The organism is Streptomyces sp. NPDC107538, assembly GCF_055657445.1.
Map to the genome: position 1 here is coordinate 184,477 of NZ_JBVKAY010000004.1, position 22,451 is coordinate 206,927.

At 72.0% G+C, this 22,451-nt stretch carries 20 protein-coding genes; 11 read left to right on the top strand and 9 right to left on the bottom strand.

The genetic code is table 11. The features are described from left to right. Nucleotides 1-304 precede the first annotated feature (304 nt). A complete protein-coding gene (locus ACZ7MG_RS15300) occupies nt 305-739 on the top strand; it encodes an aggregation-promoting factor C-terminal-like domain-containing protein (protein ID WP_471946144.1) in 435 nt (144 codons plus the stop codon). A gap of 462 nt (nt 740-1,201) precedes the next feature. Here the strand turns inward: ACZ7MG_RS15300 and ACZ7MG_RS15305 are convergent, their stop codons facing one another. After that, the gene (locus ACZ7MG_RS15305) at nt 1,202-2,371 is read right to left on the bottom strand and encodes a steroid 3-ketoacyl-CoA thiolase (protein WP_471380346.1); all 1,170 of its coding nucleotides are present in this window, start codon (nt 2,369-2,371) and stop codon (nt 1,202-1,204) included. Nucleotides 2,372-2,606: 235 nt separating this feature from the next. Between ACZ7MG_RS15305 and ACZ7MG_RS15310 the strand changes: the two genes are divergently transcribed. Beyond that, on the top strand, nt 2,607-3,842 hold the full coding sequence (locus ACZ7MG_RS15310) for a cytochrome P450 (RefSeq protein WP_471380344.1): 1,236 nt from the start codon (nt 2,607-2,609) through the stop codon (nt 3,840-3,842). Nucleotides 3,843-3,927: 85 nt separating this feature from the next. On the opposite strand, the gene ACZ7MG_RS15315 is transcribed toward ACZ7MG_RS15310, so the two are convergent. After that, nucleotides 3,928-6,150: a bifunctional glycosyltransferase 87/phosphatase PAP2 family protein gene (locus ACZ7MG_RS15315; protein ID WP_471380342.1), complete on the bottom strand. Its 2,223-nt coding sequence runs from the start codon at nt 6,148-6,150 to the stop codon at nt 3,928-3,930. A 302-nt stretch (nt 6,151-6,452) separates the two neighbouring features. Here ACZ7MG_RS15315 and ACZ7MG_RS15320 point away from each other — a divergent pair, with 302 nt between their 5' ends. Both ACZ7MG_RS15320 and ACZ7MG_RS15325 read left to right on the top strand, forming a co-directional pair. Then, the gene (locus ACZ7MG_RS15320; protein ID WP_471380341.1) at nt 6,453-7,772 is read left to right on the top strand and encodes a DUF2330 domain-containing protein; all 1,320 of its coding nucleotides are present in this window, start codon (nt 6,453-6,455) and stop codon (nt 7,770-7,772) included. A gap of 88 nt (nt 7,773-7,860) precedes the next feature. After that, the gene (locus tag ACZ7MG_RS15325; RefSeq protein WP_471380340.1) at nt 7,861-8,532 is read left to right on the top strand and encodes an O-methyltransferase; all 672 of its coding nucleotides are present in this window, start codon (nt 7,861-7,863) and stop codon (nt 8,530-8,532) included. Between the two features lie 38 nt (nt 8,533-8,570). Here the strand turns inward: ACZ7MG_RS15325 and ACZ7MG_RS15330 are convergent, their stop codons facing one another. After that, nucleotides 8,571-8,966: a hypothetical protein gene (locus ACZ7MG_RS15330; protein ID WP_471380339.1), complete on the bottom strand. Its 396-nt coding sequence runs from the start codon at nt 8,964-8,966 to the stop codon at nt 8,571-8,573. A 118-nt stretch (nt 8,967-9,084) separates the two neighbouring features. Here ACZ7MG_RS15330 and ACZ7MG_RS15335 point away from each other — a divergent pair, with 118 nt between their 5' ends. Further along, nucleotides 9,085-9,486 (top strand): DnaJ family domain-containing protein, encoded by a 402-nt coding sequence (locus ACZ7MG_RS15335; protein ID WP_471380338.1) that lies wholly within the window; start codon nt 9,085-9,087, stop codon nt 9,484-9,486. A 146-nt stretch (nt 9,487-9,632) separates the two neighbouring features. Here the strand turns inward: ACZ7MG_RS15335 and ACZ7MG_RS15340 are convergent, their stop codons facing one another. Together ACZ7MG_RS15340 and ACZ7MG_RS15345 are read right to left on the bottom strand one after the other, a co-directional pair. Further along, nucleotides 9,633-10,283: a hypothetical protein gene (locus ACZ7MG_RS15340; protein WP_471380337.1), complete on the bottom strand. Its 651-nt coding sequence runs from the start codon at nt 10,281-10,283 to the stop codon at nt 9,633-9,635. Nucleotides 10,284-10,288: 5 nt separating this feature from the next. Next, complete coding sequence (locus ACZ7MG_RS15345) at nt 10,289-11,041, bottom strand: hypothetical protein (protein ID WP_471380336.1); 753 nt, start codon at nt 11,039-11,041, stop codon at nt 10,289-10,291. Nucleotides 11,042-11,200: 159 nt separating this feature from the next. On the opposite strand from ACZ7MG_RS15345, the gene ACZ7MG_RS15350 reads away from it, so the two are divergent. After that, entirely contained in the window at nt 11,201-11,698 is a 498-nt protein-coding gene (locus tag ACZ7MG_RS15350; protein WP_471380335.1) for a GNAT family N-acetyltransferase, read from the top strand. On the opposite strand, the gene ACZ7MG_RS15355 is transcribed toward ACZ7MG_RS15350, so the two are convergent. Continuing rightward, on the bottom strand, nt 11,679-13,745 hold the full coding sequence (locus ACZ7MG_RS15355) for an MDR family MFS transporter (RefSeq protein ID WP_471380569.1): 2,067 nt from the start codon (nt 13,743-13,745) through the stop codon (nt 11,679-11,681). The two genes, ACZ7MG_RS15350 and ACZ7MG_RS15355, sit on opposite strands and share 20 nt — an antisense overlap. Before the next feature lie 308 nt (nt 13,746-14,053). Here ACZ7MG_RS15355 and ACZ7MG_RS15360 point away from each other — a divergent pair, with 308 nt between their 5' ends. Beyond that, nucleotides 14,054-15,124, top strand: a complete 1,071-nt coding sequence (locus tag ACZ7MG_RS15360; protein WP_471380334.1) for a peptidoglycan-binding domain-containing protein — start codon at nt 14,054-14,056, stop codon at nt 15,122-15,124. 132 nt (nt 15,125-15,256) lie between these two features. Next, a complete protein-coding gene (locus ACZ7MG_RS15365) occupies nt 15,257-15,577 on the top strand; it encodes an antibiotic biosynthesis monooxygenase family protein (RefSeq protein ID WP_471380332.1) in 321 nt (106 codons plus the stop codon). Between the two features lie 242 nt (nt 15,578-15,819). Here the strand turns inward: ACZ7MG_RS15365 and ACZ7MG_RS15370 are convergent, their stop codons facing one another. Continuing rightward, nucleotides 15,820-16,188, bottom strand: coding sequence for a winged helix-turn-helix transcriptional regulator (locus tag ACZ7MG_RS15370; protein WP_471380331.1), 369 nt, complete (start codon nt 16,186-16,188; stop codon nt 15,820-15,822). A gap of 81 nt (nt 16,189-16,269) precedes the next feature. Between ACZ7MG_RS15370 and ACZ7MG_RS15375 the strand changes: the two genes are divergently transcribed. Continuing rightward, nucleotides 16,270-17,166 carry an NAD(P)-dependent oxidoreductase gene (locus tag ACZ7MG_RS15375; RefSeq protein ID WP_471380329.1) on the top strand — a complete coding sequence of 299 codons (897 nt, stop codon included), beginning with the start codon at nt 16,270-16,272 and terminating at the stop codon, nt 17,164-17,166. 570 nt (nt 17,167-17,736) lie between these two features. On the opposite strand, the gene ACZ7MG_RS15380 is transcribed toward ACZ7MG_RS15375, so the two are convergent. Together ACZ7MG_RS15380 and ACZ7MG_RS15385 are read right to left on the bottom strand one after the other, a co-directional pair. Further along, the gene (locus tag ACZ7MG_RS15380; protein ID WP_471380327.1) at nt 17,737-18,405 is read right to left on the bottom strand and encodes an HAD-IA family hydrolase; all 669 of its coding nucleotides are present in this window, start codon (nt 18,403-18,405) and stop codon (nt 17,737-17,739) included. Between the two features lie 281 nt (nt 18,406-18,686). Further along, nucleotides 18,687-19,268 (bottom strand): TMEM165/GDT1 family protein, encoded by a 582-nt coding sequence (locus ACZ7MG_RS15385; RefSeq protein ID WP_471380325.1) that lies wholly within the window; start codon nt 19,266-19,268, stop codon nt 18,687-18,689. Between the two features lie 561 nt (nt 19,269-19,829). Between ACZ7MG_RS15385 and ACZ7MG_RS15390 the strand changes: the two genes are divergently transcribed. Together ACZ7MG_RS15390 and ACZ7MG_RS15395 are read left to right on the top strand one after the other, a co-directional pair. Beyond that, nucleotides 19,830-20,474, top strand: a complete 645-nt coding sequence (locus ACZ7MG_RS15390) for an HNH endonuclease family protein (protein WP_471380324.1) — start codon at nt 19,830-19,832, stop codon at nt 20,472-20,474. An 86-nt stretch (nt 20,475-20,560) separates the two neighbouring features. Continuing rightward, complete coding sequence (locus tag ACZ7MG_RS15395; protein WP_471380323.1) at nt 20,561-22,204, top strand: alkaline phosphatase D family protein; 1,644 nt, start codon at nt 20,561-20,563, stop codon at nt 22,202-22,204. Nucleotides 22,205-22,451: the final 247 nt, after the last annotated feature.

Sequence of the window (22,451 nt, forward strand, 5' to 3'; positions counted from 1 at the left end):
CCCTCCGTCACCTGAACCGTGAACCACCCCACAGGACCCACATCACATACGACGCGAGGTCGTAGATCGAATCGTCTGGCATGCGCACGCCAATACTGCTGCTGACCTGCACCGTGAGAGCCACGTCACAGAGGGGACCTTCGGCGCGGATACGACTACCACTAGCAAAAGGGGTCATTGCGGACGGCCGCCCCGGCTGTTTCTCTGGATGAGTCGCAACGGCGCCGACGAGCCCACCCGGGCCTCGGCGCCGACGTACGCCCCCCACCGCACACCCCGTGGTGAAGGCATGCCCGCGACAGCCATGTCCCCGAAGAAAAGGTGTCCCGTGACCCAGTCCGTTCTCCGCCGCATCGCCTCCCCGAAGAAGGCCCTCGCCGGTGCCACCCTGGCCGCTGCCGCGACCGGTGCCCTGCTCGCCGCCGCGCCCGCCCAGGCCGCGTCGGAGGCCTCTCAGGCCCAGGCGGTCGCGAAGAAGATGATCTCGGACTCGGCCCAGTACACGTGCTTCTCCCACATCGTCGACCACGAGAGCGACTGGGACGTCAACGCGACGAACGCGTCCTCCGGTGCCTACGGCCTGGTCCAGGCGCTCCCCGGCTCGAAGATGGCCACCGCCGGTTCCGACTGGAAGACCAACGCCGCCACCCAGATCAAGTGGGGCGTGGACTACATGAAGGACCGCTACGGCAGCCCCTGTGGCGCGTGGAACTTCTGGCAGGCCAACAACTGGTACTGAGCGGCACCACCCGCACGACCTCCGCACCACCGGCTGAGCTGAGACCCGAGCCGGCACAGACCGAAGGCGGCGGCCCCCGATCCCCGGGGCCGCCGCCTTCGCCATCCCCCACCACCTCGGGTCCGGTGTCGCCGTCACCGCGCTGCTGATCGCCCGCATCGCGCACGACCCTGCGCCCCGCACCCCACCGTCGCCCCCGGCCCCCGGCCCCCGGCCACCAGCCGCCCGCGCGCCCGGACACCACCGGGGACCACCTCCGGTCACCTGCCACCGGGCGCCCGCCGGACAGAGGTCGGGCGCGGGTCCGGTGGGGCTTCTCGCGCGGTTCCCCGCGCCCCTTGGAGCCGCCCGCGCTCGAAGGGCTCGCCGCCCAGCCAACCGGCGGCCGCCCCAAGCCCGCGCACGCCGGACGGAGGCGGCCCGCGCCGGGCAGCGGTTGCGGTGCCGCCCGCCGTCCCCGCCTCAGAGCCGCTGGATGATCGTCCCCGTCGCCAGCCCCCCGCCCGCGCACATCGTCACCAGCGCGAACTCCTTGTCGGTGCGCTCCAGTTCGTGCAGGGCGGTGGTGATGAGGCGTGCGCCCGTCGCGCCCACGGGGTGTCCGAGGGCGATGGCGCCGCCGTTGACGTTCACCTTCGTCAGGTCCTGGTCGAAGACCTGCGCCCAGCTCAGCACCACCGACGCGAAGGCCTCGTTGATCTCGACCAGGTCGATGTCGCGGAGCGTCATCCCGGCCTTGCCCAGCACCGCCTTGGTCGCGTCGATCGGCCCGTCGAGATGGAAGTGCGGGTCGGAGCCGACCAGCGCCTGGGCGACGATCCGCGCGCGGGGCCGCAGCTTCAGCGCCCGCGCCATCCGCTTGGACGCCCACATGACGGCCGCCGCGCCGTCGCTGATCTGGGAGGAGTTGCCGGCCGTGTGCACCGCCGTCGGCATGATCGGCTTCAGCCGGGCCAGCGCCTCCATGGAGGTGTCGCGCAACCCCTCGTCGTGGTCGACGAGCCGCCACATGCCCTGCCCGGCGCCCTGTTCCGCCTCGGTGGTCGGCACCTGGACGGCGAACGTCTCCTTCTTGAAGCGCTCCTCCGCCCACGCGACGGCGGCCCGCTCCTGGGAGGCGAGCCCCAACGCGTCCACGTGCCCCCGGGTGAGCCCCCGGTGCCGGGCGATCCGCTCCGCCGCCTCGAACTGGTTGGGCAGATCGACGTTCCACTCCTCCGGGAACGGCTTGCCCGGCCCGTGCTTGGACCCCGACCCGAGCGGCACCCGGGACATGGCCTCGACACCGCAGCTGATCCCGACGTCGATGACCCCGGCGGCGACCATGTTGGCCACCATGTGCGAGGCCTGCTGCGAGGAGCCGCACTGGCAGTCGACGGTCGTCGCGGCCGTCTCGTACGGCAGGCCCATGGCCAGCCAGGCCGTGCGCGCGGGGTTCATGGACTGCTCGCCGGCGTGGGTCACCGTGCCGCCGACGATCTGCTCGACGCAGTCGGCGGGGATGCCGGTGCGGCCGAGCAGTTCACGGTAGGTCTCGCCCAGCAGGTAGGCGGGGTGCAGGTTGGCGAGCGCGCCGCCGCGCCTGCCGATGGGTGTGCGTACGGCTTCGACGATCACGGGTTCCGCGGCCATGGGAATCCTCTCAACGGTGACCCGCGCGGCGCGGGGCGTCCCGGCCCGGCCCGCCACGCAGAACTAGTACGCGTTCTAGTTCTCTTCAGCAGTCTGCTGAGCCCGCCTCCGGGACCGCAAGGGTCGTGCGGCAATTGAAAAGCCGACCGATGGGCCCGTACCCCTTGCTTGTTCTAGAACCCGTTACTACGGTCACCGCAATTCCCTCTATCTGATGCTCCGTCAGGAGTGGCCGATGCCCTGTCCAGAGCTGCCCGACGGGTTCGACTTCACCGACCCGGACCTGCTGCACCACCGTGTCCCCCTCCCGGAGTTCGCCGAACTGCGCCGCGTGGAACCGGTCCACTGGATCCCGCAGGCACCCGGCATCGCGGGCTTCGCGGACGAGGGCTACTGGGCCGTCACCCGGCACGCGGACGTCAAGTTCGTGTCCACGCACCCCGAGTTGTTCTCCTCGACGGTCAACACCGCGATCATCCGCTTCAACGAGCACATCGAGCGCGACGCGATCGACGCCCAGCGGCTGATCCTGCTGAACATGGACCCGCCGGAGCACACCCGGGTCCGCCAGATCGTGCAGCGGGTGTTCACCCCGAGGGCGATCCGCGCGCTGGAGGACAACCTCCGCCACCGGGCCCTGACCATCGCCCGCCAGGCGGTCGCCCACCCCGGCCCCTTCGACTTCGTCACCGAGGTCGCCTGCGAACTGCCCCTGCAGGCCATCGCCGAGCTGATCGGCATCCCGCAGGGCGACCGCATCCGGATCTTCGAGTGGTCGAACCGGATGATCTCGTACGACGACCCGGAGTACGCCATCACCGAGGAGGTCGGCCAGGAGTCGGCGATGGAACTGATCGCCTACGCCATGAACATGGCCGCCGACCGCAAGCAGTGCCCGGCGAAGGACATCGTCACCACACTGGTCGCCGCCGAGGACGAGGGGAACCTCACCTCCGACGAGTTCGGCTTCTTCGTGCTGATGCTGGCGGTCGCCGGCAACGAGACGACCCGTAACGCCATCACCCACGGGATGCACGCCTTCCTCACCCACCCCGACCAGTGGGACCTCTACAAGCGGGAGCGCCCGGCGACGGCCGCCGAGGAGATCGTGCGCTGGGCCGCCCCGGTCAACTCCTTCCAGCGCACCGCCACCCAGGACGTGGAACTCGGCGGCAAGCTGATCAGGAAGGGCGACCGCGTCGGCATCTTCTACGCCTCCGCCAACCACGACCCGGACGTCTTCGAGAACCCCGACACCTTCGACATCACCCGCGACCCCAACCCCCATCTCGGCTTCGGCGGCGGCGGCCCGCACTTCTGCCTCGGCAAGTCCCTCGCGGTCCTGGAGATCGACCTGATCTTCAACGCGATCGCCGACGCGATGCCGGGCCTCCGGCTGGTCGGCGACCCCGACCGGCTGCGCTCGGCCTGGATCAACGGGGTCAAACACCTCCAGGTGACCACGGTCTGAGCCGGGCACAGCCCCGTCACACTCGGGCCGACGGCCTCCCGGCGCCGTCGGCCCGTCCCGTCCCGTCGGAGGCGGGGGCCACCCCCTACGCCCCGCCCCTGCCTCCGTCGCTCCGCTGGGACGCCGGTGACAAGCCGCGGGTCGTCGGGGGTTGCTCGCGCAGTTCCCCGCGCCCCTGACGGGGCACGTCGGTGCGCGGCCCCGTCAGGAGATAGGTCAGGCCGAAGCCCGCGCCCACCACCGCCGCACCCCCCACCGCGTCCAGGATCCAGTGGTTGCCCGTCGCGACGATCGCCAGGACCGTGAAGAAGGGGTGGAGCAGGCCCAGGACCTTCATCCACACCCGGGGTGCGACGATCGCGATGGTGAGGCCGCACCATAGGGACCAGCCGAAGTGGAGGGAGGGCATCGCCGCGTACTGGTTGGTGAGTTCGGTGAGCTTGCCGTAGTCCGGCTGGGAGAAGTCCTGGACGCCGTGGATGGTGTCGATGATGCCGAGGCCGGGCATCAGGCGCGGCGGCGCCAGCGGGTAGAAGAAGAAGCCGACGAGCGCGAGGACCGTGGTGAAGCCGATGGCGGTGCGGGCCCAGCGGTAGTCGGCGGGGCGGCGCCAGTAGAGGACGCCGAGGACGGTCAGCGGGACCACGAAGTGGAACGAGGTGTAGTAGAAGTCGAAGAAGTCCCGCAGCCAGTCGATCTTGACGACGGTGTGGTTGACCCAGTGCTCGATGTCGAGGAACAGGGCCTTCTCGACGGCGAGGACCTGCCCGGCGTGATCCTCGGCGGCGGCCCGGCTGCCGGTGGCCTCCAGCCGGGTGCGCTGGTAGGCCGCGTACGTGACCCGGATCAGCAGCAGTTCGAGGAGCAGGTTGGGCCGGGTCGCCACCCGGCGCAGCAGCGGGGCCCAGCTGAAGCGGGTCTCCGCCTTCGGGGCGTACTCGGTGGGGATCGGCGCCCGGTAGTACTCCGAGGTGCGGGACAGGAATGGCACGACGAGCGCGGCGCCGAGCGCGGCCAGCAGGACGACGTTGTCACGCAGCGGGTGCAGGGCGCCCACGTTCGGGACCATCATCTTCGCCGACAGCGTCATCACCAGGACGACGGCGACCGGCCACACGTACCGCGACGAGGCCTTCGTGCCGACCCGGCCGACCACGGCGAGCAGGACCCACAGCAGCTGGTGCTTCCAGGATGTGGGCGAGACGGCGACCACGACACAGCCGGTGATGGCGACGGCGAGCAGCAGCTGTCCGTCGCGGGCGTAGCGGATGGCCCGCCGCATGCCGAGGACGGCGACGGCGGCGGCCAGCGTGAAGAAGACGGCGATCTCCAGCGGGCCTTCGAGGCCGAGCCGCAGCAGCGCGCCGTGCAGGGACTGGTTGGCGAGGTCGTCCGCCCGGCCGCCGAGCCCGACACCGGCGAGGTGGTGCACCCAGTAGGTGTACGAGTCGTGCGGCATCGCGGCCCAGGCCAGCGCGGTGGCCCCGGCGAAGGTGATGCCGGTGCTCGCGGCGGCCCGCCTGCGGCCGGTGAACCACAGCAGCGGCACGAACAGCAGCACGGTCGGCTGGAAGGCCGCGGCGAGCCCTATGCAGAGCCCGCTGAGACGCTCGCCCCGGACCGCGAAGCAGCCCGCGAGGACGAGCAGCACGGGCAGGATGCTGGTCTGGCCCAGGTACAGCGTGTTGCGCACCGGCAGCGACAGCATCAGCAGGGTGACCGCGACCGGGGCGGCCAGGGCGTGCCGCGGGAGTCCCGTCGTCCGCCCGGAGGGCGGGCCTGGCGGCGTCCGGTGCGTGCTCTCGGCGCGCCGGGCGGAAGCCCTCGTACTGGATGTACTTGGGCTTTCGCCCGGTGCGGCGAGAGTGCGTGCCGGGCGTCGCAAGGCAGACGGGACTCCCGCGGCACGCCCTGGGAGTGCCGTACGGCGGGTGACGGGCTGGGGCAGGGCGCGGGCGGCGACCAGGCCGAGGGCGACGACCAGCAGAAGGGTGCCGAAGGTCCAGCCCCAGCCGAGCGCCTGTTCGGCCATTCGGGTGAGGGGCTTGAGGACGAGACCGCCGAACGGGGTGCCCGTGAACCGCGTCGAGTCGTACAGCGAGCCGTTCACATGCAGGACGCCGCTGGGCCCGACCCAGGTCTCCAGATCCGTCAGCCGGTCACCCTTGGGCGTGCTGAGCACGACCGCTATCTGCCGCACCGCCAGGATCCCGGCGAACAGCCACAGCAGGGCCCGGACGGTCCCCAGTCTCGCCGCCGTCGTCCCCGTACCCACGGCGCCGCCCGGTCTGCTCTGCTCCGTCGCCACGCGCTGTCGTCCTCCCGCCCCGTCGACGTCCCCTACGAGAAGGCTCGCACCGTCCCGGTTGTGAGACGCGGGCAACCCCCTCTTCACCTGAGAGTCGCCCTTGTTTTGTCCGGATGACGATAGTGCGCGGAAGGTTGCCCGTGCCCTCAAGGGCACGACGGGGTCACAGATGCACATCACGGGTGCAGTTGTGACAGGCCACTGACAATCACCTGGAAACATGGCCGTCGGCACGTCTGCGCAGCGGGAAGGCACGGGGGATGAGGGGTTCGGTACGGGGGCGCGCGCGTCCGGCGGAGTGGGTGCACGCACGGCGCGGGGCGCGCGGACGGCTGCTGGTGGTCGTTCTCGCCCTGCTGGGGCTTCAACTGGCCTCGTTCGTGGCACCGGCGTACGCCTGCGGCTGCGGCGCGATGGTCCCGGACGATCAGCGAAGCATGTATGTGAGCCGTGAGGCGTCCGTCGTGCGCTGGGACGGCCGTGAGGAACAGATCGTAATGAGCCTGACGGTCTCCGGTGACGCCCGGACAGCCGCCTGGATCATGCCGGTGCCGAACCGGGCGACGGTGAAGCTCGGCGACGCGGCCCTCTTCGACCGGCTCGCCGAGGAGACGGCGCCGGTGTACGAGAAGCGCGAGTACTTCTGGCCGCGCTCGCGCGACTGGCCGTTCGACCTGTTCGAGAGCGACGGCATGGCGGGCGACGCGGCGCCCGGGGGCCCGCGGTCCCCGGTGGACGTCGTCGGCCGCGAGCGGCTCGGCCCGTTCGACGTGGCCCGGCTGACCGCCACCGACTCCGGCGCCCTCGGCGACTGGCTGGACGACAACGGCTTCGCGCTCCCGGAGCGCCTGGACACGGCGCTGGAGCCGTACGTCCGGATGAAGTGGGAGTACGTGGCGATCCGGCTGGCCCCGGCCACGGAGAACACCGAGGGCACGGAGGACGCCCACGGCTCCGACGGTTCCGACGGCTCCGCCGCCGACGTACCGCTCTCCGGCACCCTCGATCCGCTCCACCTCACCTTCGCCAGCGACGAGCTGGTCTACCCGATGCGGCTGTCCCGGCTGGCCACCACCCCGCAGGCGCTCGACCTGTACGTCCTCGCCGAGCACCGGATGGAGCCGGCCTCCGCGATCGGCGGGGACGAGCCGGAGGTGGCGTTCGCCGGACGTCTCGGCGCGCCCGGTGGCGCGCTCGGCGACCTCACCGAGGGCGGGACCGACTTCCTCACCGCCGTCGAGCAGGACTTCCCCCAGCCGGAGCGGATCTCCGGCGACCACACGCTGCGGCGGGCCGGAGCCGACGACACCTATCGAAAGGTCATCTACGTGGACGAGATGCAGACCCTGTGGGGCATGCCCGAGTGGCTGGTGTGGTTCGGCTTCGGCATCGCCGCGCTGGTGATCAAGGCGGTGGCCGTGGCGATCGTGCTCATACGCAACGCGAAGCGGCAGCTGCCGCCCGTACCGCCGCCGGGCGCGGCCCTCGTGCCGCCGGGCGGCTACTACCTCCCGCCGGGGGCGCCGGGCGCCTATCAGCCCGGGGTACCCGCGGCCCCGGCCGACCCGAATTCCGACCCGAAGTCCGGACCGAACGACCGAGACACACCCGGGAACCGCTGACAGACGGCCTGTCCCGCGCCTATATTCATTAGCGCACCTACTTAGCCGTTCTAAGTAATCGCCTGACAGGCGCGGGAGGCACAGCTTCATGAGCGAGTCGCGGATCTGGGACGACGTCGACGCCTACTTCACCACCCAGCTCGCCCCGAACGACGAGGCCCTGGAGGCGGTGCTGCGGGAGAACGCGACGGCCGGGCTCCCGGCCATCGACGTCGCCGCCAACCAGGGCAAGTTCCTGCATCTCCTCGCCCTGATCCAGGGCGCCCGCCGCATCCTGGAGATCGGCACCCTGGGCGGCTACAGCACCATCTGGCTGGCCCGGGCACTGCCCGCCGACGGCCGGCTGATCTCCCTGGAGTACAGCGCCCGGCACGCGGAGGTCGCCCGCCGCAACATCGCGCGCGCCGGGCTCGACGGCCTCGTGGAGGTACGCGTCGGCCCGGCCCTGGAGTCGCTGCCCAAGCTGGCCGACGAGAACCCCGAGCCCTTCGACCTGGTCTTCGTCGACGCGGACAAGGCCAACAACCCGCACTACGTGGAGTGGGCCCTGCGGCTCACCCGGGCCGGCAGCGTCCTCGTCGTCGACAACGTCGTCCGCGGCGGCCGGGTCGCCGACTCCGGCGCCACCGAGCCGGACGTCGTCGGCACCCGGGCCGCCATCGAACTCATCGCCGCGCACCCGAAGTTGAGCGGCACGGCCATCCAGACGGTGGGCAGCAAGGGGTACGACGGCTTCGCACTGGCCCGGGTGCTGGACTGACCCCGGCGCCGGAACGATCCCGGCCGGAGCGGGCCCCGTCAGGCCTCGTGGTAGAAGCCCACGTTGACGCTGCGAGGGCCCGTGCGGTCGTAAATGACCAGTTCACCCGAGCCGCCGTGCGGGAGCTTCGCCGTGCCGCCGTACGGCAGCGGTGAGGGCTGGTGGCCGAGCAGGGTCAGCCGGACCTCGGAGGAGGGGTCGGCGTGCGAGCCGCGCAGCCAGGTGACCTGCCAGCTCCCGTCGGGGGCGCACAGGAACTCCAGGTGCACACGGGAGACGAAGAGCCAGTCGTCGGGTGTCGCGAGCCGGCACACCGCCCGATCGCGGCCCACCCGGAGCACGCCGCCCGGCTCGCTGGGCGCGTCGGCCATCAGCATGCCGGCCGTCGCCCCGGCGTCCGCCTCGGAGACCGAGGCCATGGTGAGTTCGAGCACGTACCGCTCCTAACGGGTCAAACTCCAATTGTCGCTGCGCACGGCACGTTTGGCACGCCGCCGCCGCATGATAAATCGCCGGATCGTCCTGTTGTGCGGGCTCCGGCACAATGGACGCATGACCGAGCGAAAGCCCCCCGGTGTCAGCTTCGAGTCCTTCGTCGACAAACAGATCCGCGACGCGGAGGCGCGCGGCGACTTCAAGACCCTCCCCGGCGTCGGCCGCCCGCTGGAGGGCGACGACTCCACGTACGACGAACTGTGGTGGATCAAGCGGAAGATGGCCCGCGAGGGCCTCTCCGTCCTGCCGCCCGGCCTGGCCCTGCGCAAGGAGGCGGAGGACGCCCTCGCCACCGCCGCCACGGCCCCGTCCGAACACGCCGTCCGCACCATCATCACCGACATCAACACCAAGATCCGCGCCATGATGTTCCGCCCCCCACCCGGCCCACCACTGGGCCTGAAGCCGTACGACGTCGAAGAGGTCGTACGACAGTGGCGGGAGCGCCGGCAGGGGTGACCCCGGTGAGAACAGGGCGGCAGGGGACGGGAGATGGACGCGCTTACGTGCGCCGCCCGGCCCGCACGCACGGCTGACCACGCAGGAGACCGCGCCCCGGGGCACGACCCGGGGCGCGGTCTCGTCGGCGGGCGCCGGCGGCGGTGTCAGAGCCGCAGCAGGCGCTCGGTCAGCTCGCGGTAGTCGCGCAGGGCGAGGCGGAGCTGTTCGGTGTCGGTGCCGGTGGCGCGGTCGTCGCCGGTGGGCTGCCAGGCGGAGCGGAGGGTACGGCGGCGCTGGGCCAGCACATCGGTGAAGTGGGCGGTGGCCTCTTCGAGGACGTGATCGGCCTCCTCCACCGCCGACCGGGGCTCGTCGACGAAACCGCCGACCGCGTGGTGCAGCCGTGCCGTCAGCTTGTCGGACTCGTCGTGGGACAGAAGCGACGCCCCGGACGAGTGGGTACCACCCGTCCCGGCGGCCTGCACATGGTCCTCCCGGGCCACGGGACCGGGGCCCGCACCGCCTCCGGGTGCCTTGCTCCTGCCACCGGTCCCGCCCGCGCCACCCGCGCCGACGCTGCCGGGCCCCTCGGTCCGGCCTCCCGTGCGGCCCGCCCTGGCGTCCTCGCCGGGCACCACCGCGGCATGGGTGCCCGTGACGCCCGTGGCACCCGCGCCGCTCGTCGTGTCGGCCGTCGCCCGCGCGCCCGGCGGCACCTCGCCGCCCTTCCTCCCGTCCCGCCTCACATCGGCCTCCCGCGCCTCACGCGGACCGCGTGCGCGGATACCCTCGCCCCTCGTCACGTCGTCGGTCATCCCCCTCAACTCCCTTTCGCGTGGCGCCTGGTGAGCGCCCATGGCAGATGGGACCGGTGGCGGCCGTCGGCGGCCGCACCGTCGCGCTCGTCGCGTCGCGCCGTACCGTCGCGGTGGGCCGGGCCCTCGCGCCCGGCGGTGACGTCGCGGTCCGCCCGCGCGTCCCGGCGGTCCGCGGTCACCAGATCCTCGAACAGGGCGCGGGCCTCGATCATGGCCTCGCGCATCTCCTCGGTACCGGCACCGGGGACGGTGCCGTTGCCGTTGCCCGCGGGGCCCCGGCCGTCGGCGCCGGTGGTGTGCGCCGCGAGGTGTACCCGGCGGTAGCCGTGCACATGGTGGGCGTGGTGGACGGAGAGCGCCTCCAGCTGGGTCTCGTACCGGTCGCCGCCGGGGAAGCCGCGCGCTCCGGCCACCTCGGAGAGCAGCCGGTCCGCCTCGGCGACCGCCTCACGGGGCGAGTCGACGAAGCGTTCCTGGGCGGCGGCCCAGCGGGACTCGTACCGTTCGCGCTCCGCGCTCGGCAGGGGCCGCTTCTCCAGCGAGCCGTGCCGCTTCACCCGCTCCGCGAGTTCACGGGCGGCGGCCCGCTCGTCGCCGTCATGGCGGGTCACGGTCCGGTCGTACTCGGGTCCGAAACGCCGCTTCAGCGATCCGCCGCCGGTCGCGCCGCCACGGGCGCGCAGGGTCAGGACGGCCGCGACAACGACCACGGCCGCCACGATCACGATCAAAGCGATGATCAAGCCTGTGGACATGAATGCCTTCCAGAGTCCTCGGCCCGGGCGTCTCGCCCCATCGGGCCGTTTCGCACCGGGTTGCCCGAACCCGTTCGTTCAAACGGCAAGCGCCGAGGAGGGGGGCGACGGCGTAATTCGTTTGTGGGCCCCCCGTGCCCGCTCCCGACAATGACCGCCATGAACACCACCTGGTCCGTGATCGCCGAGCCCTACGCCTCCCCCGTCGCCGCCGCGCTCTGGCGGGCGTACTACACGGAGGTCAGCGACCGCTGGTATCTGCTGCACGAGGGGCGTGTCACGGACCCGGACGAGCTGGAGCGGGAGGTCGCGGCGGACACCGGGGAGTATCTGGCGCCGCCCGGCGGGGTGTTGCTGGTGGCCCGGTACGGGGGCGAGCCGGTCGGTACGGCCGGGGTGCGGCTGCTGGACACCACGACGGCCGAGCTGAAGCGGGTGTTCCTGCTGAAGGAGGCCCGCGGCAAGGGCGGCGCCGTACCGCTGGTGACGGCCGCCGAGGACGCGGCCCGCGCGCTCGGCGCCGAGCGGATCGTCCTCGACACCCGCGGCGACCTGGTCGAGGCCCGCGCCCTGTACGCCCGGCTCGGCTACGAGGAGAGCGCCGCGCACAACGACCACGCGTACGCGGACCACTGGTTCACGAAGAAGCTGACGTAGAGGTGGGGGTGGTGGGCGGCGAGGGCGGTGGCGGTGGCGGCGTACCGGAGGCGGAGTCGGCCGGCGGGGTCGTCGGCCGTCGGGTGATCGCGCCCTCGGCGTGCGGGCGTTCCGCGTCCGAGCCGCACAGCTCGGCGTTGAGTTCGGCGACGAGGCGGACGAGGTCCGTGGGGCGGTCGGGGCCCCACCAGTCGCCGAGGAGTTCGGCGAGGGAGTCCTCGCGGGCCTTCGACAGCCGGTCGGCGGCCCGGTGGCCGGTGTCGGTGAGGACGAGGTCGATGCCGTCGCGGCGAGCGAGGCCACGCTCCTCGACCTGCCGGGTCGCGGCCATGATCACATCGAGCGGTACGGCGCTGCGCTCGGCGAGCACGGCGGGCTCGGCCCAGCCGTACCGCCGGATCCGCAGCAGCAGCCAGCTCGCGGCGGGCAGCAGGTCGTAGCCGGCCCGCGCGGTGATCTTGCGGTAGATCTCGCGGCGGCCCTCCCGGGAGCCGAGCACCGACAGCGCCCGGCACACCTCGTCGTACGACGACCGTTCGACCGGGTTGCTGGCAAGCGTCTCGGTGGCGTCGGGCGCCGTCACGGAGGCGCGCAGCCGGTCCTCACGCAGGAACCAGGCGAGCCCGAAGCCGAGGAGGGCGACCGGGGCCGCGTAGAGGAACACGTCGGTGATGGAGGAGGCGTACGCGTCGAGGACGGACGGGCGCAGCGCGGCCGGGAGTTCGGCGATCTCGCGCGGGTCGGACCTCAGTCCCTCCACACTGACGCCGGGCGGGAGCCGGGCCCCGTCGAGGGCGTCGGTGAGCTTGTCGCCGAGGTGCCCGGCGAAGACCGTGCCGAAGACGGCCACACCGAACGAGGCGCCGATGGAGCGGAAGAAGGTCGCGCCGGAGGTGGCGACGCCGAGATCCTCGTAGGAGACGGCGTTCTGCACGACGAGGACGAGGACCTGCATGACGAGGCCGAGCCCGGCCCCGAAGACGAAGAGGTACGCGCTCATCTCGCCGTCGCCGCTGTCCGCGTCGAGCTGGTGCAGGAGCAGCAGGCCCAGCGTGGTGACGCCCGTACCGGCGAGCGGGAACACCTTCCAGCGGCCGGTACGGCTGACGATCTGCCCGGAGACGGTCGACGCGAGCAGCAGCCCGAACACCATCGGCAGCATGTGCACACCGGACATGGTCGGCGAGACCCCGTGCACGACCTGCAGGAACGTCGGCAGATAGGTCATCGCGCCGAACATCGCGAAGCCGACGACGAAGCTGATCACGGCGGAGAGGGTGAAGGTGCGGACCCGGAACAGCTTGAGCGGGAGGACGGGCTCGGCGGCCCGCCGCTCGACCGCCACGAAGACGCCGACGAGCAGCACGGCCAGGACGGAGAGGCCGATGATCTGCGGTGAGTTCCAGTCCCAGGTGGTGCCGCCGAGGGAGGCGACCAGCACCAGACAGGTGGCCACGGAGGCGATCAGGAAGGTGCCGAGGTAGTCGATGACATGGCGTTCGGCCTTGCGCGGGATGCGCAGCACGGCGGCGATGACGAGCAACGCCACCGCTCCGACCGGCAGATTGACGTAGAACACCCAACGCCAGCTCAGATGCTCGGTGAACAGCCCGCCCAGCAGCGGCCCGAGCACACTCGTCGCCCCGAAGACCGCCCCGAACAGCCCCTGGTAGCGCCCGCGTTCGCGCGGCGGCACCAGATCGCCGACGATCGCCATCGACAGCACCATCAACCCACCGCCGCCGAGGCCCTGAAGCGCCCGAAAGGCGATCAACTGGGGCATGTCCTGCGCCATTCCGCACAGCGCCGACCCGATGAGAAAAATCACGATCGCCGTCTGGAACAGCCGCTTCCGGCCGTACTGGTCGCCGAGTTTCCCCCACAGCGGAGTCGCCGCCGTCGCGGCCAGCATGTACGCCGTGACGACCCACGACAGATGCTCCAGCCCGCCGAGATCGCTGACGATCGTCGGCAGCGCCGTCGACACGATCGTCTGGTCGAGCGCCGCCAGCAGCATCCCCAGGAGCAGCGCCCCGATGGAGACCATCACCCCGCCGGGCACCCCCTCGGGCGTCGGAACGCCGTGACCACGGGGCCCGGACGGGGGCGTACGCCCGGCGCGCGCGCCGGCGCTGTCGGCCCTCTCTTCCTCTTCTTCGCCCTGCACATCGTCCCCTTTCTCCATGTCCACTCCATCGTGGTCGGTGCGACCGGTTATGGCCTGTCGAGTCCGTTGCCGAGCCGCTACCGGGCCACTGCCGGGCCGTTCCGGAACCGGGGATTCCCGGGGCGCCTGGGAGATTCTGTGGGGACCGTTTGCTTAAACTCTGGAGTCTTCGCGGGGAGGAACGACACGTGAGTGAACCGACCAGTCACATATGCCCGGAATGCTCCACACCCAGGGCCTCGGACGGCACGCCGTCCTGCGCGTGCGGCCGCCACGCGTCCGAGGCCCTGCTCGAAGCGCGTACGGCCGAGGCGGCGGCCGCGGAGGACTTCGACCCCCTCCGGATACGCCCCTACGTGGAACTGGGCCACGACCAGGCCCCGACGGTCGCCCTGCCGATGACCACGGCGGCGAGTGAGCCCCAGGCCCCCACCGCACCCCCGACCTCGGCGGGCGCTACCGAGCCGGGCGCCACCGGGCCGAGCACCGCAAGCGCACCTACGTTCGACCGAAGGGGTGGGAGGCCCGGTTGGGCCCGGGACCCCGAGGGGAGCGGGTCACGGTCGGCGGGGCGGGCCGCCTCGACGGCTTCGGGCCGCCGGCGGCGCCGCCGCGCCGGGCTCGTCGTCGCCCTCGCCGGGACCGCCGCCGCTGGGGTGATGGCCGCCGCCGGGTTCGCGAGCGGGCTGTTCTCCTACAACGCCCCGGAACGGGACCGCGCGCTGCCGGACGATCTGCGGGCGAGCGTGCCGGACACCTCGCCCGACGGCGAGGCGTCGCCGGTGGAGCCGTCCACGACGGGCGGGGGCGGGGCGCCCGCACCGGTACCGCCGGACGGCGGTGCCGCGTCGCCGAGCCCCGCGAAGAGCGCGTCCCCCTCCCCTTCGCCCTCGAAGCCGTCCGGATCGCCCTCGGCGTCCGCCTCGGCGAGCCCGTCGCCGAGCGCGCCCAGCGCCTCCGCCTCCGCCTCCACCGGCTCGTCGGCCGCCGACGCGGACGAGGACGACAGCCGCCTCGTGGTCCCCAAGACCCTCCGCCCCGGCGACGACGACCCCGAGGTCACCGAACTCCAGCTCCGCTTGCGCCAGTTGGGCTTCTACAACGGCGACATCGACGAGAACTACGACAGCCAGGTCGAACAGGCCGTCCGCGACTACCAGGGCAAACGGGGCATCACGACGGGCAAGGGCAAGGAAGAGCCGGGCGTCTACGGCCAGGTCACCCGGGAACGCCTGGAGTCCGAGACGAAGGAACCGTGAGCGACGGACCGTGAGCGACGGACCGTGAGCGACGGACCGTGAGCGACAGGGCCATTGGCCATACGGCCGATCGTGGGTGGCCTCCGGGGGTCGGCCGGTACCCCCGCGTCCCCGGTGATGCAGGATGAAACCATGAGCATCGTCAAGATCAACGTCCTCACGGTCCCTGTCGAACAGCGTGAGGTGCTGGAGAAGCGGTTCGCCTCCCGTGCCGGGGTGGTCGAGAACTCCGACGGCTTCGAGTGGTTCGAGCTGCTGCGCCCCGTCGACGGCACCGACAACTACCTCGTCTACACCCGCTGGCGCGACGAGGCCGCCTTCCAGGCGTGGATGGAGGGCCCCATGAAGCAGGCCCACCAGGGCGGCGGCGAGCGCCCCAAGCCGGCCGCGTCCGACTCGACCGTCTGGTCCTTCGAGGTCCTCCAGCAGACGGGCCCGAAGACCGAGGGCTGACGCCTCCGCCCGGCCCCGCCTCCGCCAGCGCCCCCGCGACCTCGCGGGGGCGCACCCATGTCAGGGCTCCCTCTCCAGAAGTACCCACCTATTTGTGGGTACTTGGCGGGCGGACGGCCTCGGGAGACCCTTGTGGTGAGGGAGCGGCCGACGGGTCGCACGCACCAACGGCACCTATGGTGCTTACGGCACTTACCAGGAACGGAAGGCGAGGATGACGATGCCCGCGATATGACGGTCCTTCAGGAAGTCGGACGGGCAAGGAGATTGCCGTCGGCCTCGGTGAGCGTCTCCAGACGCCGATGTCCCCAGTCCGACAACGGCCCCAGTGCCACGGAGAGTTCGCGGCCGAACGGGGTCAGGGAGTACTCGGTCTTCAGCGGCAGCACGTCGTGCACCTCGCGGTGCACGAGCCCGTCGGTCTCCATCTCGCGGAGCGCCTGGGTCAGCACCTTCTCGGTGAGGCCCGGCAGCAGCCGGCGCAGCTCACCCGGCCGGTGCGGACCGGACTCCAGCAGCCAGAGCAGCGACGTCTTCCACTTGCCTTCGATCACGGTGATCGCCGCGGTCACCCCGCACACGTTCGGGTCCTGAGCACGCCTGCGCCTCATCCCCGTTCCCCCTTCACCCCGTTCGCCGTCGTCACGCATCGACGGACGTACCAGCCAACTTCCCACAGGAGTCACCGAGTCATGCCCGCACACACCGAACAGCCCACGGCCCCCACCGTCACCGTACTCGGCCTGGGCCCGATGGGCCGGGCCCTCGCCGGCGCCTTCCTGGACGCCGGTCTACGCACCACCGTCTGGAACCGTACGCCGGGCCGGGACGGGGAGTTGACCGCGCGGGGCGCGGTCGGCGCCGGGTCGGCCGAGGAGGCGGTGGCCGCGAGCGCGCTGACCGTCGTCTGCGTGGTCAACTACGACGCCTCGGACGCGGTGTTGCGCACCCCGGCGGTCGCCGAGGCGCTCAAGGGCCGCGCGGTGGTCAACCTGACCGCCGACACCCCGGACCGCGCCCGCTCGACCGCCGCCTGGGCCGCCGAGCACGGTGTCGACTACCTGGACGGGGCGATCATGACGCCGACCCCGACCATCGGCACCCCGGACGGCGTGTTCCTCTACAGCGGCCCGGCGGACCTGTACCGCGCCCACCGGCCGGTGCTGGACGCGCTGAACGGCGCCCACACCCACCTCGGCGAGGAGATCGGCCGGGCGGCGACGTACGACATCGCGCTGCTCGACCTCTTCTGGACCTCGATCGCCGGCTACACGCACGCGCTGGCGCTGGCGCGGGCGGAGGGGGTCGGCGCGGTGGAGCTGACGCCGTTCGCCCAGGGGATCGCCGCGATCCTCCCCGCGCTCTTCGAGGAGGGCGCGAAGGAGGTGGACAGCGGCCGCCACTCCGGCGAGGGCAACCCGCTCACCTCCGCCCTGTCGACCATGACCCATGTCGTCCAGGTCTCCGAGTCCCACGGCATCGACGCGAGCGTCATGCGCTCCGCCGAGGGTTTCGTCCGCCGCGCCATCGCCCAGGGCCACGGCGCCGACGGCTTCACCCGCCTGACGGAGGTACTCGACCACCACTGAGCAACCGCCGCGGACGGGGTGCCCCCGGGAGGGCCGGGTCAGCGCGGGCCCCCGCGGCGCGGGAACACCGGGTGAGCCGGACTGGGGGGCCCGGGGGCCAGAGCGCCGGGGGTCGGGGGTCAGGGGGCCGGGGGTCAGCAGCGGGCCTTGCCGACATAGGCGGCCGGGGCAGGCGGCACCGGTTCCGCCGGTGCCGTCTCCCCACCGTCGGCCATCCGCCCGCCACCTGGCCCTCGGCTTCCCCCGGCACCCGGCTCTCCCCGGCCCCCGACTTTCCCCGGCACCCGGCTTTCCCCGACCCCCGACACCCGACGACCATCGGCTGACCGACGGAGGCCTCCACCGTCCGCCACTCGCCCACCGGCCCACTGACCGACCGGCCGAGCGACCGAGCGACCGAGCGACCGGCCGACCTTCAGCCTCCACGCCTCCGCCGACCGCGCCCGTTTCCCCCGTCCGCCGCACCCGTTTCCCGTCCATCACTCCCCTGCCGCGGCCCACCGGCCAACCGCCGACCTTCACTCCCCCCCCCCGGCCGACCGCCCCCGTTCCCGTCCGCCGCCAGCCCCGTCACCCCCCGACGTACAGCCGCACAACCCCGCCCTCGCCCACCTCGACCCGTACCGAAGTCAGGTCGGCCACCACCGCGTCCGGGCCATGGGCGGCAGCCCGCTCCCCGATCCCCACGACCCGCATCCCCGCCGCGCGCCCAGCCGCGATGCCCGCCTCGGAGTCCTCGAAGACGACGCAGTCCTCGGGCGCCACGCCCAGTTCCGCGGCGCCCTTCAGGAAGCCCTCGGGGTCCGGCTTGCTCGCGCCGACCGACTCGGCGGTGACGCGCAGCTCGGGCAGGGTCAGCCCGGCCGCGGCCATCCGTGCCGTGGACAGGGCCACGTCCGCCGAGGTCACGAGGGCGTGCGGCACACCCCCGGCGACAAGGGACGCGAGGAACTCGGGAGCCCCGGGTATCGGTACGACGCCGTCCACATCGGCGGTCTCCTCGGCCAGCATCCGCACGTTGTCCGCGAGGTTCTCCGCCATGGGCCGCTCGGGCAGCAGTACGGCCATCGTGGCGTACCCCTGGCGGCCGTGCACCACCTTCATGATCTCGGTGCCGTCCAGCCCGTGCCGCTCGGCCCAGCGCCGCCAGACGCGCTCCACGGCCGCGTCCGAGTTGACGAGGGTGCCGTCCATGTCCAGCAGGAGGGCGCGGGCGGTCAGAACGGTGGTGGCCGTCATCAGCAGCTCCAAGACGCGAAACGAACGCGGGAAAGCGGAAGGAAACAGAAGCAAGCGGAAGGAAAGGGAGAAGTCGGGAGTAGGCGGGAGAGGGCAGGGGCCGGCCGATCACTCGGACCCGGCGACGCGGCCCGGAAACCCCGCGCGGCCCAGAAACCCCACACAGCCCCGCGCAGCCCCGCAGGGACAAGGCGGCCCCGCCCACCGGTCAGGGAATGCGGGCGGGAGCCACTTTGTTTCTCTACGGTACAAAACAATCCGGGGCCCCGCCACCCCCTCGCTCATCCGGCCACGGCCTCCCACAGACTCCACACACCGAGCCCCACCATCAGCACGGCGGCGACCCGCGTGATCAACGCCAGCGGCACCCGCTTCATCAGCGCCTTGCCGCCGACGATGCCGAGCCCCGCGACGGCCCACAGGGCGAGGACCGCGCCGAGCCCGACGGAGAGCGGATCGTCGTACCGGGCCGCGAGGTTGGCGGTCATGATCTGCGTCAGATCCCCGAACTCGGCGACCAGGATGAGCATGAACCCCGCCCCCGAGACCTTCCAGAAGCTCTGGTTCTCGGGCCGCCGGATCTCCTCCTCGTCCTCACCCTTCTTCATCAGCAGCACCGCCGCGCCCCCCAGGAACAGCACACCCGTCAGCGCGTGCACGATCTGCTGCGGCAGGAGGGTGAGGACGCTGCCCGCGGCCACGGCGAGCGCGACATGGACGGCGAAGGCGGCGGCGACACCGGCGAAGACGTACGAGGCGCGGTAGCGGGTGCCGAGGACGAGACCGGCGAGGGCGGTCTTGTCGGGAAGTTCGGCGAGGAAGACGACGCCGAAGACGAGCGCCGTGACACTGAAGCTGATCAAGGTTCCTCAATCGGTCGGGCCACCCCACCGAGAGAGATCATCCACTGACGCGACACCTCGGCACGGCAGCACACGATGCGTCCGCGCCGGACGGCACGGACGTGCACTGCTTTGCCGAAGGTCTCGCTGGCACGGCCCCGATCACCCGGACCCCGCCTCCGGGCGCCGGCTCAGACGAGCTGAGCAGTATGTCGACGATCCCGGCGAAGAGCTACTCCCCTTCTGCGGCACCCATGGTACGCCGGAGCGCCCAAGAACTCGGAGCCAGGGGTTACGCAGGCGACTACAGGCCCGGCGGGGAAAGCACGGGGCGCAGCCCCTGCTTTTCAGGGGCGCGGGGAACTGCGCGAGAAGCCCCACCGACCCGCACCCGAAGACCGCACCCCCGGCGGAGCCCCCGGCGGAACCCCCACCCCCGCCCGGCCACAATCACGACCGCACCCCTTGTCGTGTCATGCACACGTCACTAGCTTCTCACCCAACGCACATCCGCCGGTAACACCACGACGCGACCCTTCAATCGCTCGCGCCCCAACACCCCCGGCCCCACAAGGAGTTCCCATGCGCAGGTTCTACGCGCGTCGACGGCTCAGCATACTCACCGCGCTCAGCGGATTGATAGCCTCCGTCGCCCTCTTCAACGCCCCGACCGCCTCCGCCGCGCTGCCGACCCCCATCAGCGCGTCCACCGCCCGCTCCTACCTCGCCACCCTCACCGTCGCCGCCGAGGACCGCACCGGGTACGACCGGGACCTGTTCAACCACTGGATCACCATCAGCGGCACCTGCAACACCCGCGAGACGGTCCTCAAGCGCGACGGCTCGAACGTCGTCACCAGCTCCGCCTGCGCCGCCACCAGCGGCACCTGGTACTCCCCGTACGACGGCGCCACCTGGACCGCCGCCTCCGACCTGGACATCGACCACCTGGTGCCGCTGGCCGAGGCCTGGGACTCCGGCGCCGACTCCTGGAGCAGCGCCACCCGCCAGGCGTTCGCCAACGACCTGACCCGCCCGCAGCTCATCGCCGTCACCGACAACGTGAACCAGTCGAAGAGCGACCAGGACCCCGCCGAGTGGATGCCCTCGGTCTCGTCCTACCGCTGCACGTACGTCCGCGCCTGGGTCCAGGTGAAGTACTACTACGACCTCTCCGTCGACTCCGCCGAGAAGAGCGCCCTCACCAGCTACCTCGCGAACTGCTGACACTCCCGCGAAAAACTGCTCCGGAACCTCCCCGTTCCCCTCCGTCGTTCCGTACCGTACGGGTCGACGGAGGAGGGTGATCGCTCATGGCGGGGCTGCGTCTTGGACCACTGCTGAGATATGTGGACGGCTCGTCCGCGACCGTGTGGGTCGAGGCGAGCCGTCCCTGCGCCGTCGAGGTGCGCTGCGCCGACGGCGGCGGCGGCCGCGGCGAGGCCCGCACCTTCCAGATCGCCGGCCACCACTACGCGCTCGTCCCGGTGACGGGCCTCGCCCCGGGCACGGCCTCGCCGTACGAGGTCCTCCTCGACGGCACCCCCGTATGGCCCCCGCCGGACTCGCCGTTCCCGCCCTCCGAGATCCGCACCCCGGCCGAGGGCGACGCCGTCCGGGTCTCCTTCGGCTCCTGCCGCTGGGCCGCGCCGCCCCCCGGCGAACCGGATCCGGTGGGCCCGGACGCCCTGGACACGCTGGCGGCCCGGCTGGCCGCCGAACCGGGGACCGAGCGGCCCGACGTACTCCTCCTCCTCGGCGACCAGGTCTACGCGGACGAGACCTCCAAGGCCACCCGCCACTGGCTCGCCGCCCGCCGTAACCTGGCGGACCCGCCGGGGGACCAGGTGGCGGACTACGAGGAGTACACCCACCTCTACTACGAGTCCTGGCTCGACCCGGAGATCCGCTGGCTGCTCTCCACCGTCCCCAGCTGCATGATCTTCGACGACCACGATGTCATCGACGACTGGAACACCAGCGAGGCCTGGCTCGACGGCATGCGGGCCACCCCCTGGTGGCGCGAGCGCATCCTGAGCGGCCTGATGTCGTACTGGGTCCACCAGCACCTCGGCAATCTCTCCCCCGCCGAACTCGCCGCCGACCCGGTCCTCGCCGCCGTGAGCGCCACCCCGGACGGTACGGACGCGCTGCGCGCCCACGCCTCCCGGGCCGACCAGGACCCGGCGTCGGTCAGCTGGAGCTACCGGCGGGACTTCGGGCGGGTACGGGTCCTGATGCTCGACACCCGGGCCGCGCGCGTCCTCGACGAGGGCAACCGCTCGATGCTGAACCCGGGCGAGGAACGCTGGCTGCGCGACCAGGCACGGGACGCGCCCGGCTCGTACGACCATCTGCTCATCGGCACCTCCCTGCCCTGGCTGCTGCCGCACCTGGTGCACGACGCCGAGTCCTGGAGCGCCGCCCTCTGCCGGGGCGAACGCGGGGACCGCTGGGCGCGGTTCGGGGAGAAGCTGCGGCAGGGCGCCGATCTGGAGCACTGGGCGGCCTTCCCCGCCTCCTTCGAGTCGCTGACCCGGCTCATCGCCGAGACGGGCTCGGGTACCGACGCCCCGGCGACCGTCCTCGTGCTCTCCGGCGACGTGCACCACGCGTACGTCGCCGAACCGTCCTGGCCGGGCAGCGGGCCGGACGCCCGCGTGCTCCAGCTCACCTGCTCCCCCGTGCACAACTCCATCCCGCTCTCGATAAGGCTCGGTTTCCGCTTCGGCTGGAGCGGCACGGGGCGGGCGCTCGGCCGGTGGTTCGGGCGGCACGGGCGGGGTGAGCGGCCGTTGATCGACTGGCGCAGGACGGGCGGCCCGTGGTTCGGCAACCACCTCATGACGCTGACGCTGCACGGCCGTTCGGCACGACTGCGGCTCGACCTCGCGCGGGCCCGGCGGGGCGGCAAGGCCCGTCTGGAGACGAGATCGGAGTCGACACTCAGTCCCTGATCCACCCCTTGCGCACGGTTGTCACCCCTTGCTGCCCCTTGTGACCCCTGTTGTCCGAGATGCTCGTGAGGCATCCCACACCTGGCGCCCCTGAATGCTCCCAGGGCTCCGATCCCGTGACGTACGGCGGCATGATGAGGCGGACCGTCCGCTTCCCGGCGGGCGGTTCGCCGCACCGCGCCCCACGATGCGCCCCACACGCACGGGAGTTACCCCCTTGTCCGATTTTCCAGGGATCAGTGACATA

What these genes read in the sequence shown, in the direction of transcription:
- ACZ7MG_RS15300 (WP_471946144.1), top strand. Translation starts at nt 305, where the DNA reads ATGTCCCCGAAGAAAAGGTGTCCCGTGACCCAGTCCGTTCTCCGCCGC.
- ACZ7MG_RS15305 (WP_471380346.1), bottom strand. Translation starts at nt 2,371, where the DNA reads ATGGCCGCGGAACCCGTGATCGTCGAAGCCGTACGCACACCCATCGGC.
- ACZ7MG_RS15310 (WP_471380344.1), top strand. Translation starts at nt 2,607, where the DNA reads ATGCCCTGTCCAGAGCTGCCCGACGGGTTCGACTTCACCGACCCGGAC.
- ACZ7MG_RS15325 (WP_471380340.1), top strand. Translation starts at nt 7,861, where the DNA reads ATGAGCGAGTCGCGGATCTGGGACGACGTCGACGCCTACTTCACCACC.
- ACZ7MG_RS15335 (WP_471380338.1), top strand. Translation starts at nt 9,085, where the DNA reads ATGACCGAGCGAAAGCCCCCCGGTGTCAGCTTCGAGTCCTTCGTCGAC.
- ACZ7MG_RS15340 (WP_471380337.1), bottom strand. Translation starts at nt 10,283, where the DNA reads ATGACCGACGACGTGACGAGGGGCGAGGGTATCCGCGCACGCGGTCCG.
- ACZ7MG_RS15345 (WP_471380336.1), bottom strand. Translation starts at nt 11,041, where the DNA reads ATGTCCACAGGCTTGATCATCGCTTTGATCGTGATCGTGGCGGCCGTG.
- ACZ7MG_RS15350 (WP_471380335.1), top strand. Translation starts at nt 11,201, where the DNA reads ATGAACACCACCTGGTCCGTGATCGCCGAGCCCTACGCCTCCCCCGTC.
- ACZ7MG_RS15355 (WP_471380569.1), bottom strand. Translation starts at nt 13,745, where the DNA reads ATGGTCTCCATCGGGGCGCTGCTCCTGGGGATGCTGCTGGCGGCGCTC.
- ACZ7MG_RS15365 (WP_471380332.1), top strand. Translation starts at nt 15,257, where the DNA reads ATGAGCATCGTCAAGATCAACGTCCTCACGGTCCCTGTCGAACAGCGT.
- ACZ7MG_RS15370 (WP_471380331.1), bottom strand. Translation starts at nt 16,188, where the DNA reads ATGAGGCGCAGGCGTGCTCAGGACCCGAACGTGTGCGGGGTGACCGCG.
- ACZ7MG_RS15375 (WP_471380329.1), top strand. Translation starts at nt 16,270, where the DNA reads ATGCCCGCACACACCGAACAGCCCACGGCCCCCACCGTCACCGTACTC.
- ACZ7MG_RS15380 (WP_471380327.1), bottom strand. Translation starts at nt 18,405, where the DNA reads ATGACGGCCACCACCGTTCTGACCGCCCGCGCCCTCCTGCTGGACATG.
- ACZ7MG_RS15390 (WP_471380324.1), top strand. Translation starts at nt 19,830, where the DNA reads ATGCGCAGGTTCTACGCGCGTCGACGGCTCAGCATACTCACCGCGCTC.
- ACZ7MG_RS15395 (WP_471380323.1), top strand. Translation starts at nt 20,561, where the DNA reads ATGGCGGGGCTGCGTCTTGGACCACTGCTGAGATATGTGGACGGCTCG.